At 62.4% G+C, this 11,703-nt stretch carries 11 protein-coding genes; 7 read left to right on the top strand and 4 right to left on the bottom strand.

The window, feature by feature from the left end; translation table 11 throughout:
• Positions 1 to 24 precede the first annotated feature (24 nt).
• Together BJI47_RS19725 and BJI47_RS19730 are read right to left on the bottom strand one after the other, a co-directional pair.
• Positions 25 to 663, bottom strand: coding sequence for a response regulator transcription factor (locus tag BJI47_RS19725; RefSeq protein ID WP_088945332.1), 639 nt, complete (start codon positions 661 to 663; stop codon positions 25 to 27).
• Positions 651 to 1,880 carry a sensor histidine kinase gene (locus BJI47_RS19730; RefSeq protein WP_254900703.1) on the bottom strand — a complete coding sequence of 410 codons (1,230 nt, stop codon included), beginning with the start codon at positions 1,878 to 1,880 and terminating at the stop codon, positions 651 to 653. The genes BJI47_RS19725 and BJI47_RS19730 overlap by 13 nt, the downstream gene beginning before the upstream one ends.
• A gap of 110 nt (positions 1,881 to 1,990) precedes the next feature.
• On the opposite strand from BJI47_RS19730, the gene BJI47_RS19735 reads away from it, so the two are divergent.
• The 4 genes from BJI47_RS19735 (at position 1,991) to BJI47_RS19750 (ending at position 6,754) form a co-directional block, all read left to right on the top strand.
• Entirely contained in the window at positions 1,991 to 2,755 is a 765-nt protein-coding gene (locus BJI47_RS19735) for an ABC transporter ATP-binding protein (protein ID WP_254900704.1), read from the top strand.
• Between the two features lie 2 nt (positions 2,756 to 2,757).
• Positions 2,758 to 5,241 carry an FtsX-like permease family protein gene (locus BJI47_RS19740; RefSeq protein ID WP_088945408.1) on the top strand — a complete coding sequence of 828 codons (2,484 nt, stop codon included), beginning with the start codon at positions 2,758 to 2,760 and terminating at the stop codon, positions 5,239 to 5,241.
• 117 nt (positions 5,242 to 5,358) lie between these two features.
• On the top strand, positions 5,359 to 5,682 hold the full coding sequence (locus tag BJI47_RS19745) for a hypothetical protein (RefSeq protein WP_088945409.1): 324 nt from the start codon (positions 5,359 to 5,361) through the stop codon (positions 5,680 to 5,682).
• A 67-nt stretch (positions 5,683 to 5,749) separates the two neighbouring features.
• Complete coding sequence (locus tag BJI47_RS19750; RefSeq protein ID WP_088945333.1) at positions 5,750 to 6,754, top strand: TIGR03617 family F420-dependent LLM class oxidoreductase; 1,005 nt, start codon at positions 5,750 to 5,752, stop codon at positions 6,752 to 6,754.
• Between the two features lie 40 nt (positions 6,755 to 6,794).
• Here BJI47_RS19750 and BJI47_RS19755 read toward each other — a convergent pair whose 3' ends face one another.
• On the bottom strand, positions 6,795 to 7,754 hold the full coding sequence (locus BJI47_RS19755) for a DUF389 domain-containing protein (RefSeq protein WP_088945410.1): 960 nt from the start codon (positions 7,752 to 7,754) through the stop codon (positions 6,795 to 6,797).
• Between the two features lie 196 nt (positions 7,755 to 7,950).
• On the opposite strand from BJI47_RS19755, the gene BJI47_RS19760 reads away from it, so the two are divergent.
• Genes BJI47_RS19760 through BJI47_RS19770 form a run of 3 tightly spaced genes read left to right on the top strand, consistent with a single transcriptional unit; the run spans position 7,951 to position 11,056 of the window.
• Positions 7,951 to 8,730: a hypothetical protein gene (locus BJI47_RS19760; RefSeq protein ID WP_088945334.1), complete on the top strand. Its 780-nt coding sequence runs from the start codon at positions 7,951 to 7,953 to the stop codon at positions 8,728 to 8,730.
• Between the two features lie 44 nt (positions 8,731 to 8,774).
• A complete protein-coding gene (locus BJI47_RS19765; protein WP_088945335.1) occupies positions 8,775 to 10,679 on the top strand; it encodes a phosphoenolpyruvate carboxykinase (GTP) in 1,905 nt (634 codons plus the stop codon).
• Complete coding sequence (locus tag BJI47_RS19770) at positions 10,676 to 11,056, top strand: DUF5313 family protein (RefSeq protein ID WP_088945336.1); 381 nt, start codon at positions 10,676 to 10,678, stop codon at positions 11,054 to 11,056. Before BJI47_RS19765 ends, BJI47_RS19770 begins: the two co-directional genes overlap by 4 nt.
• Here BJI47_RS19770 and BJI47_RS19775 read toward each other — a convergent pair.
• Positions 11,041 to 11,637, bottom strand: a complete 597-nt coding sequence (locus tag BJI47_RS19775; RefSeq protein ID WP_088945337.1) for a TetR/AcrR family transcriptional regulator — start codon at positions 11,635 to 11,637, stop codon at positions 11,041 to 11,043. The two genes, BJI47_RS19770 and BJI47_RS19775, sit on opposite strands and share 16 nt — an antisense overlap.
• Positions 11,638 to 11,703 lie beyond the last annotated feature (66 nt).

Consider the following 11,703-nt stretch of genomic DNA (forward strand, 5'->3'; position numbering starts at 1 on the left):
CCCGCTGGTCCAACTCTGAAGGAACTAAGCGCGCAGGTAGGCCAGTACTGCCAACACCCGACGATGTCCGCTGTCCGCAGCGGAAAACCCCAACTTGCCGAAAATGTTGCCGATATGTTTGCTGACGGCGGTATCGCTGACGAACAGGCGCGCAGCGATAGTGCCGTTGTCCAATCCTTCTGCCATGAGGCCCAGGACTTCACGTTCGCGTGCAGTCAGAGTGCGGATGGGGTCGTCGACCGCTCGTCGGCTCAGCAATTGCGAGATCACTTCGGGATCCATGACAGTCCCGCCGCCTGCCACTCGCCGTACCGCATCGGTGAACTCGGCGACCTTCCCGACACGTTCCTTCAGCAAATAGCCGAGTGCATAGGCACCATCGGCCATCAGTCGACTGGCATAGCGGTCCTCGACGTAGGCGGACAGAACGACGATCGGAAACCCCGGTCGGCGCGATCGAGCCTCCGCAGCCGCTTTCAAGCCTTCGTTGGTGAACGTCGGTGGCATCCGAACGTCGACGATGGCCACGTCGGCATCGTCGATGAAGCCGAGGAGCTCATCTCCGTTGTCCACGGCGGCGATCACCTCGAAACCTTCACTGCGAAGCAGAAGTACCAGGCCTTCCCGGAGCAGGGCATCATCCTCGGCAATCACAACCCGCACGGCAGTGCCACCTCGATTCGTGTCGGTCCCCCAGGCGGACTGACCACTTTCATTTCTCCCTCGAATGCTTGGACTCGACGACGCATTCCCGCCAACCCGCCTCCCGGACGTTCCATCGCGTCACCACCGCCATCGTCGACGACCTCGAGGGTCAACTGCTCTGCTGCTCGCTCGACGGAGATGGATATCTGTTTGGCTCCGCTGTGCTTGGCCGAATTGGTCAAGCTTTCGGCGACCACGAAATACGCTGCAGATTCGACAGCGGCAGGCACACGTCCCACAGCGCCTAGTCGCAGCTCACACGGGATCGCGCTACGCCCGGCAAGCGCCGACAACGCACCTTCCAGTCCCAAATCATCAAGTATGGGCGGATAGATGTCATGGACGATGGTCCGCAGACCGGACAGGGCGTCGTTGGCGGCGTCCTGTGCTCGCCGCAACTGCGGAAGCGCAGACTCCGGATCATTTGTCAAGGACCTCTCGGCGATCCCGAGCATCATCACGACCGCGACGAGTCGGTTCTGCGCTCCGTCGTGCAGATCGCGTTCGATGCGACGCAGTTCTGCCGCATGCGCATCGAGTGCCGCTGCGCGGCTTGCCGATACGGCGGTCAATCGTTCTGCGAGTCGAGATGCACGGGTGGGTGCCAGTAGGTTGCGCAGAAACTCCGCCAGCCATCTGGCACCCAGCGGTATCAGCCACCATGCAAGCAGCCCGAAGCCCACCGCCACCAATGGCATCGCAGCAGCCCGGGCCCAGGACGTGACCGGAAAAGGGCTGCCCACCGGCTCGTCCGCGGGAAGCGCCCACCAATATGCAGGCACGAGCAAAGAATTGATCGTAGCGAGCGGCAACACCACCGTGAACAGCCCAACGAAGGATCCGACGATTGCGTGCGCGGCGAGCCACACAACTTCACGTCTGGTCGAGGGAGCCCAGAGGAGGTGCTGTAACTCGCGCAACGTGGGGTCCGGGGGTATTGCGGCATATCGTGAATCGATATCGACACCGCTGAAGCGAGCCACTCGTCTGCGGCCACGATCTGCCCACCCCTGTAGTCCTCGGACGAGCCGAGGTACGGCGGCCCACCCACCCGCCAACAGCAGCAGGGGCACGCAGATGAGACCGAGGATGACGAGCATCAGAGATACGGCACCAGCGCCGCCTTCGACGGCGGCGAAACGGGCCGCGCGTAGCCATCGACGGGACTTGTCCATGGCCTTCAGCATGCCGTACAGCGTCACCTACTGCGGTACAGCCAGCTATACCTTTTCTTCGGTACTCAGGCACCTGGTTGTGCACTCGCCGTCTCGCTAGCGTATTTTCTGTGATTCCAACTACCGCAGCACCGTCGACAACTCTGTCCCACAACACTATTCGAATCGAGAATCTGGTCAAGACCTATGGCCGGGGTTCGGCCGCCACGACAGCACTACGCGGAGTGAGCCTCGCGCTCCCCCGTGGCTCCTTCACTGCGATCATGGGCCCCTCCGGATCCGGAAAAAGCACCTTTCTCCAGTGCGCCGCCGGCCTGGATTCACCAACTGAAGGTGCAGTGCACATAGGCTCCACCGACATCTCCACATTGAAGCCGGCACAGTTGAGCGAATTTCGGCGCGACAAGATCGGATTCGTCTTCCAGTCCTACAACCTCCTCTCGGCCTTGACCGTGGAGCAGAACATCACCCTTCCGTTCCTCTTGGCCGGGAAGAAATCCGATCGAACGGTTGTCGACCACGTACTCGATGCAGTCGGCCTCAATGGTTTTCAGCAACGGCGCCCCGCAGAACTATCAGGCGGGCAACAGCAACGCGTCGCGATCGCGCGCGCATTGGTAACGAGCCCGGACGTACTGTTCGCCGACGAGCCGACAGGAGCGCTCGACTCACGTACGGGACGTCTCGTACTCGAGTTGCTGCGTCGGTCCGCGAAAGACCTCGATCAGACCATCGTGATGGTCACTCACGATCCGCTCGCAGCATCGTTCGCCGACGTCGTCGTCTTCCTCGCCGACGGTCGGTTCGTCGCGCACGAGAAGGCGCCGAACGTTCAGCAGATCGCCGACCGCATGACCGCACTCGGGGAGTGGTGACCATGTGGCCTTTGGTCCGAGCGGACATCCGATGCCACCGCGCCAGCCTGGCAGGCGTTTTCGTCACCTTGATGGTCTCGACGATTCTGGTCACCGGCCTCACCGTGCTGATCGAGTCCGGCCTTCGAGGCGGAATCGACCCAGAACGCTATACCGGGGCCGACGTAGTGGTCACCGGTTCGCAATCACTCGATGTTCCCCAGGACATGGACCCCATCTATGCCGAGCGTGCGCCGCTTCCACCGGCCGTCGCAAAATCGTTGCTCGAGTTGCCAGGCGTCGCCGATGTCATCGAGGACCGGACCGCGCCGCTGTCGTGGGACGGAACAATCGTCGAAGCCCACGATTGGCGGTCTGCCGCTATGACTCCATACCGACTCACCAGCGGACACGAACCAGGTGCTCCTGACGAGGTCGTCGTCGACGGCAGCCGCGCGGTGGAGCTGGGAGAGGCCATTTCCCTCACCTACGGCGGGATTCCCACCACGTACACCGTCGTAGGTATCGCCCGGACGGACGGGCCGCTTCCCAGCAGGGCCGAGCACGTGTTCGTTTCCGAAGCACACCTGACCGCATTGAACCCGGACTCGAAGCCAGTAGTCGGTGTTGTTGCGACACCAGGATCAAATCCACAAGTGTTGCGGGAGAGCATAGATCGCAACATATCCGGAGTGGACACCTTTGTCGGACGCGCGCGGGGGGACGCTGAATTTCTCGACGCAGGTAGCGCAAGGTCGCAGCTCTCGGTCATCGGCAGCTCGCTTGCGGGGACTGCCCTACTCATCGCCATGTTCGTCGTCGCGAGCACCCTGGCACTGTCGATCGCCGGACGTCGCCGTGACTTTGCGTTGTTGCGGGCAGTAGGCGCCACACCGCGCCAGATCCACACGATGGTCGGCCGTGAAGTCGTGGCAATCGGAGTCCTTGCGGCAATGATCGGAGTGGTTCCCGGTTATCTGACGGCAGGGCTGTTGGGCTCGCTCTTCGTTCGAGCCGGAGCCCTGCCTGATGACTTCGCGTTGGCCTATGGACCGCTACCGGCTCTGTTCGCGGTGTCGACAGCACTCGTCACCGCACGCACCGCAGCCTATGTCGCCGCGCGTCGACCTGCCCGTCTCGCACCGACCGATGCGTTGCGCGAAGCGTCGACGACACCCGCTCGAATCGGCCCTCGGCGGTACGGCATCGGTGCCGTCTTCGGTATCGCTGGACTCGCAGTCGCGCTGCTTCCAATCTTCGTCTCGGGAGAGCAGGGGATCGCTGGTGCCGCTGGTTCGGCGATCATGTTGATGGTTGCGGTCGGTCTTCTCGGACCCGCTCTGGTTGGCGGAGCGGTCGCCCTGTTGTCTCGCTCAGTCGGCTCGGCGCATTCTTTCGCGGTCGTTTTGGCGTTGATCAACTCGGGCTCCAACACCCGCCGGCTCGCATCTGCCATTACGCCACTGGCCCTGGCGGTCGCAATCGGATCGGTCCAACTCTTCGTCAACAGTACGGTCGCAACAGAGGCGGAACGTCAAGCTGTGGACGGCGTGACGGCAGATCTGATCGTCAGCGCACCAGCGGGAGTCTCTCCAATGGCCGTCGAACAGGTTGCGGCGCTGAACGGTGTCCGGTCGGTGAACCCCGTGACCCGGTCTCAGGCGTATCTGACGTACCTCGAAGCGGGCGATCCAGTTACCACCATGTACTCACTACAGGGGGTAGATCCCGCGGCAGTGGTATCGACTATGGATCTGGGCCGAGTCGATGGCGATCTCGGCAGACTCGCAGGTACCGACACCGTGGCACTGAGCACGGCCGCAGCGTCCGCAGTCGGTGCCGACCTCGGTTCACACATCGAGGTGAGATTGGGAGACGGATTCTCGATCCCTGCAACGGTCGTCGCACTGTACGAGCACGGTTTGGGCCTGGGCGAGATCACGATCGACGGTGGCGTGGTTCGGAACCACACCACCTTCGGGCTCGTCGATTCGCTGCTGCTGGCGGTAGACGAAGGCCACTCGACCGGTGTTACGGCCGCCCTGTCGGTCGGCGGATTCGCGGTCACCGATGCTCGCGATCTCGGCGCGGCGGGCGGGCAAGAACGTAGCGCGCAATCGTGGACGAGCCTGATCGCCCTCGCTGTGCTCATGGGCTATCTTGCAGTGGCAGTGGTCAACACACTCGTGATGGCCACGAGCGAGCGCAGCCGAGAATTCGCCCTGATGCGTCTCGTCGGGGCGACCAGCAAGCAAATCCGCGCGATGATGCGTATCGAGGCAACCATCGTCACGGCCGTGGCAGCGGTGATCGGCACGGCAATCGCCCTGCCTGCACTGATGGGAGTTGCCTACGGCATCTCCGGGCAACCCTGGCCTACGATCTCGCCCGTCGCCTACGGGGGCATCGTGGCCCTTACCGCAGTACTCGGCTTCGCTGCAACCGTCGGACCGACGCTGGTGATGTTGCGCTCCGACCCGGCCGACTCCATCGGGACGCGAGACTGACCCGCGCTCCGCGGCATTCGATGGCCTGAAGATATTCGAACTAGTGGGTTCGTTGTGCACCTCGGTGGTGGTGGAGGTACCGAGATGAGATCAGGGGCCTGTGCCATCATCGAGGGCATGACAGCAGCGGGCGACGACCCTGCAGCCCCGGAGGCAAGCAGCGGCCACGAGTACACCGAGGACGGACACTTTCTCGTGATCAACGGCCGACGATGGCGAGCCACCGATCCGCTGATTCCCGAGGACCGCAACGCCGAACTACGGTCCATTCTCATGGCCTGGCGACGCGACGTTCGCTCCACCGGGGGTGCCGCCGCCTCCCGAGCTGGGGTACAGGCCGCGAAAGCTGCGCTGGGAGAACGTGGCACACCGTGGTGGGAGCAGTCGGAATCCGAGCGGCGGGCCAGGTGGGAGAAGGACGTCCCGCGACCCGGGGCGTGACCGGCCGGCCGTAAGGTCGCCAGGGAAAGCATCGCGTGGCACGAGCATCTGGAGCACCTGAATCGACATGGAACTGGTTTCGTCACTACCCGCCGATACCCCGCTACACCAGGTTGCCGAACGCGTCAGGCGCATCGAGGATCTCGGTTTCGACACCGTGCACATCTCCGAAACCGTCCGAGATCCGTTCGCGGTAGCTGCTTTGGCCGTCGAGCACAGCTCTACGCTCGTCGTCCGGACGTCGATGGTGGTGGCGTTCGCTCGCAGCCCGATGGTGACGGCGTTGGCGGCCTGGGATTTGGCGAGCTTCTCCGGTGGCAGGTTCCAATTGGGGTTGGCGACTCAGGTGCGAGGGAACATCGTCGGGCGGTATTCGATGCCGTGGACGGATCCTGCTGCGCAACTACGTGACTACATCGGTGCTGTTCGAGCGATCTTCGTAGCATTCCGCGACTCGACTGCGTTGGATTACCAGGGCACGCACTACACGTTCGATCGCTTGCAACCCTATTTCAACCCGGGTCCGATCGACGTCCCGTCGCCCGAAATATGGACCGGCGGAGTCAACGCCCGGATGTGCATGCTCGCCGGCGAAGTTGCCGATGGCTTTGTCGTTCACCCCACGTGTTCGCACCCGAAAGTGCTGGAAGAGATCACTATTCCGCATCTCGAACGTGCCGGTCGACGGCCTCGCATCATCGCGGTCCCGAAGACGATCACCGGCCGCGACGCGGCTACGGTCGCATCGGACCGGGAGCCTGTGCGTAAAGAACTTGCGTTTTTGTACTCCACCCCGGCGTATCGCGTTGCTCTCGATGCACTCGGATTGTCCGAGATCGGCGAGAAGCTGACCGCCATGTCCCGCTCGGGCGACTGGGCTGATCTAGCCGGCGTAGTCACCGATCAGGTACTGGACGTGCTGGTCACTCAATGCACGTACGCCGAGCTTCCTGCCGTGGTCGCAGCGAAGTACGGGAACCTTTGCGACGGGATCGCGTTGGCGGTTCCCGCGGATCGCGCCGATGACGACGAGTTCCGGGACATGTGCGCGAGGCTACGAGTCCTGAAGTAATTCTCGGCCGATTGCTTTCGAGCCAGCCGACCACGCCAGCTCAGCGACTCCGGAAGCGGTCGATGGCGGCAGCTCGACGAGCGGAGAATCGTGCCCAGACGCTCTGCTGGATCGCCAGAGTAGCCCAGCCTGCCAACGCCATCCCGGCAATGTTCAGCAGCAATTGAAGAGTGCTGCCCCAAATTTCCGAACCGACCCCGAACGCGATACCGAGCGCGACGTTTCCGGCGGCGGGCACCGTAGTCACCGAGATGAATACCCCGGACAGCCCGCCCGTCTTTGCCGAGGTGATCGAAAGAACCCCTGCTGCTGCCGCGATGACTGCCACGATGAACGACCATTTGTCCGGGGAGTAGATGAAAGCGGTGCTCGGTCGGGGTCCTGTGACGTCGTCGATGACCACCCAGCCCACCGAACGAGCGACAAGCACCAAAAGAGTTGTCGTAGCAATCGATAGTACGAATCCGACCACGAGGGTCCGGCTCGCGCGGGCCAGCAGCGTAGGTCTTTTCCGTACCAGTGCAACACCGAGAGCTGCGATAGCTCCGAACTCCGGACCGAGAACCATCGCACCGATTATCAGGATCTGCGAGTCGATGACGATCGCAATCGATGCGAGCAGCGTAGCCATGCCCATGAAGCTCAGGTAGGTCCAGTTGAGTTCGGTGTCTTCGTACGACCGCTGCGCCACATCCGCCCACACCACCGAGTCGGCGCTGCTACCCGGAGTTCGTTTCTCGGCCTCGAACCCCGATCGCGAAAGCCAGGTGGGAACCGGTTCGATGTGGATGCTGCCATCCTGATGCACTCCGAGAGCGTGTAGTCGTTCGATGATCTCGTTCGCTCCCTCCCGAGCGATATCGGCGACAACAAGGTCACCGACAGGTTCGACGGAGGCCGCGCGTGTCACCGCGATACCGCTGACAGCGGGACTGTCGACAAGACATGCGAGCACATCCTGAGTCAGTATCGATGGCGAGAGGATACGCAGGTGCAGCATGCCCATATTCTGCGCACAGCCTGTACGGACCCAAGCATCGACTCCCCCTCGATTCGGCCGCCGGCAACACTCCTCGGGGTAGACGCTTTCGCTTGCTCGCGGGCTAATATTCTTACTTGCATTAATATGCAAGTAAGAATATTGTGAATCTGCGTAGTTCACTAGTACGACACTCAACAATCAGTGGAGGTCCGCGATGAGGACTCGATACCGGCATGCGGAGCGCTCGGGTTCCGGTGTTTCTGCAGCCGTGGCGGTAGTCGGAATACACGAATCCTCCCCGCGATCGCGACAAGCTCACGATTCGGTTCGCGGCCGGGTTGCGATGGAGGAGTACGCCGCCGTCATCGGCAACCTCACGTCACTGCGTGTGACACGACTTTCGCTGGCCGACTGCACCGAGACCGACGTCGTCGATCGCCTGTGCGCGGTCGACGCGAATGTCGGCATTGCCCTGGTGGTCGGAATGAACGCTGCACACTCCCAAGCGATCGCTCGTCACGTCGACGGGCGGGGCGGCCCGGCTGTCGTCACCGAGATCGATCTCGCGACCGCCACGATGGCAGCGTCGGTCCTCTCCACGCTGAGCCACCGCGGCATCTCCCCCAGCCGCGGGCGAGTGATCCTCGCCTGCCCCGAACGCGCCCCGCTACTGGGTCCGGTGCTCATCGAATGTGGAGTCGGAAGCGTCACTAGTTGGAGTATCCATGACGCGCAGGACTTTTCGCTGCGTCGCCTGCTCACGCACAACGATGTACTGGTGGATCTGTCCGACTCGGAAAGTCGGGTCGGCGGGGAAATCGAAGGATCGATCACTCTAGGATCGGATCCTGTTGCGGCCGTTTCGCTCGCACTGACCGGACTCCTCGATGCACTGGACCGGCGGACACTACCCCGCGTCGACGTACCAGTTCTGGCGGCCTGTGCGCGCGCTCTGAATCATCTCGAAACATCCGGCCTCCAGCCCAGCCGGTGACAACTGCGAATCGGCAACCTCATGCCACCCCGAAGGGACACCCCATGACCGCCTCGAGCACCGTCGATCTCGATATCGGCTGCCCACCGACTTCACACACCGAACTCCTGATGTGGGTGAGCGACGTCGTGGAACTCACCACACCCGACCGGGTCGTCTGGTGCGACGGCACCACGGATGAATGGGACAGGCTGACAGCGCTCCTCGTAGCCAAAGGCACGTTCGTCGAGTTGAGCGAGCCCCCGAACTCCTTCCGCTGCATCTCCGATCCCGAAGATGTTGCGCGCGTCGAAGATCGCACCTTCATCTGTTCGGAGAACGAATCGGATGCAGGACCGACGAACAATTGGATGGACCCGCTCGACATGACGACGGTGCTCACCGAGGAGTTCCGCGGCGCAATGGCGGGACGAACGATGTACGTCATCGGCTACTGTATGGGGCCCCTCGAGTCCGTCTCACCGAAATTCGGCGTCGAGATCACCGATTCCGAATACGTCGCAGTATCGATGCGCGTGATGACTCGCACCGGCACCCCGGTCTGGGATCGCATGGGCACACACGCAGACTTCGTCAAAGGACTTCATTCGGTCGGTGCTCCGCTCGCACCGGGTCAACAAGACCTCCTGTGGCCGTGCGACAACACGAAATACATCGCCCACTTTCCTCAGACGCGAACCATCTGGAGCTACGGATCCGGCTACGGCGGCAATGCCTTACTGGGTAAGAAGTCGTTTGCCCTGCGCATCGCTTCGGCGATGGCCCGCGACGAGGGGTGGCTGGCCGAGCACATGCTCATCTTGAAACTGACCTCCCCTGCCGCCGAAGTGCGTTATATCGCCGCGGCATTCCCCTCTTCGTGCGGCAAGACCAACCTCGCGATGCTCGAACCGACCCTCGACGGATGGACCGCGGAAACCATCGGAGACGACATCGCCTGGATGCGATTCGGTGAGGACGGGCGGCTCTACGCCGTCAACCCCGAAGCGGGGTTCTTCGGCGTCGCGCCCGGAACCGGGATGGCCACGAACCCGAATGCCATGCGCACCATTGCCGGCGGCAACTCGATATTCACCAACGTCGCCCTGACCGACGCCGGCGGTGTGTGGTGGGAGGGGATGACCGAGCAGTTCCCGGAGCATCTGATCGACTGGCGTGGCAACGACTGGTCACCGGAATCCGACACCACTGCTGCACATGCGAATTCACGCTATTGCACCCCGATAGACCAGTGCCCGACGGCTGCTGCGGAATGGAACGATCCAGCCGGAGTCCCCATTTCGGCGATCTTCTTCGGGGGCCGACGTGCATCGACGGTGCCGTTGGTCACCGAGGCATTCGACTGGCAACACGGGGTATTTCTAGCCTCGATCCTCTCGTCGGAGACGACGGCAGCCTCGACCGGAAGCATCGGAGTGGTGCGTCGCGATCCCATGGCGATGCTGCCCTTCATCGGATATCACGTCGGCGACTACTTCCAGCATTGGCTCGACATCGGGGCCGATTCGAGCGTTCCAGGAGCTCTACCGAAGATCTTCTACGTGAACTGGTTTCGCCGTGATGACGACGGGGATTTCCTGTGGCCGGGCTTCGGGGAGAACCTTCGGGTGATCGACTGGGCGTTGCGCCGAATCGACGGGAAGGTCGACGCATTGTCCACCCCTCTCGGCTACGTCCCCACCTCCGATTCCCTCGACCTGACCGGCCTCGACATCGATCGAGCCGATGTCGAGGCCGCCCTGGCCGTCGACACCGACGAACTTCTCACAGAATTACCCCTCATCGACGAGTGGTACGCAACCATCGGTGGCAACAAGCTCCCCGATGCCCTACGTCAAGAGCTGAACTGGCTCAAAGTGCGCCTGTGCGGCTACCCGAGAGGTCTGGAAACGTCTCCGAAGCACCGACTGGAACACCATTGCGTCGAGTCCGGAAACCCGAACCGATGATCGTCACACCTCGACCCTCGGTCCGGCAGCTGGCCGCCTACCTCGCCGGGCGGCCCCTGCCCGCAAAGTTCAGCGACTGGGTCATCCAAGACATCACCGGACCTGGTTCCACCCGGCATTACGCAACACGGTGCATCGTCCCGCTGGTCCCGCTGCTGGCAGCATGCTTGCTCGTGCCGGGCCCACTGTTCGTCCGCGCCGGCATGATGCTGATCCTGTTACTCCCGTTCGTCTATTTCATGATCGCTCTCAAACCGATCTATCAGCGTCATCGCCTGGTCACCCATGGGCTCGATCCCGCACTGTTGACCGCATACAAACAACGCACTATCGACGACGACGCAGCCCGCTATTCGGCGCGCTACCGGGGTTTCTGATCGATCGCACGAAGTAGAAGCTCTTCGATCCGAAGATGGACGGAATCCGTATCATCTTCTGTCGCAATAATACTGAGAAACAGCGACGCTCCCGCCGCCATCGCGATCAGCGCACGAGCGTCGAGCACAGCGTCGTCCGCTGCGTCCACCGATGAACCAGCAGAGAACAGTTCGGTGGGAGGCCCGCTGAAGCTTTGCCAGAGCTGACGACGAAGATCTTCGTTGCGAGCGAAGGTGCTGATCAGACCTGGGACTGCTGCGCGCACTTCCGGTTTGGCGAACAGCTCGCGGCTACCTGTCGCCACCCATCGCACCCACCCGTTCGGATCCGTACCGTCGAACGGCTCGAGGTCGGGGGTCGCTCCGAGGATCGAATGCAACACCAACTCGGCTTTGGACGACCATCTTCGATCGATCGTGCTGCGGCCGACACCTGCGCGGGCAGCAACGCCGCGCATGCTCAGGTCGTCCCATCCGAGCTCCATAAGCAGCTCGCGGGTAGCCGCCAACACTCGGTCGTCGACGCTGCTGTCTCGGGGGCGGCCGGCCCGACCTTTACCGCTATTGCCATCCGGATTCATGAAATTTCGTCACACTCGCCGTTTATCGTCTATGTTCAATTATGATGCCGCTGGCATCGTATTACT

The sequence above is a fragment of the Rhodococcus sp. 1168 genome (genome assembly GCF_002091955.1).
Taxonomy (GTDB): domain Bacteria; phylum Actinomycetota; class Actinomycetes; order Mycobacteriales; family Mycobacteriaceae; genus Rhodococcoides.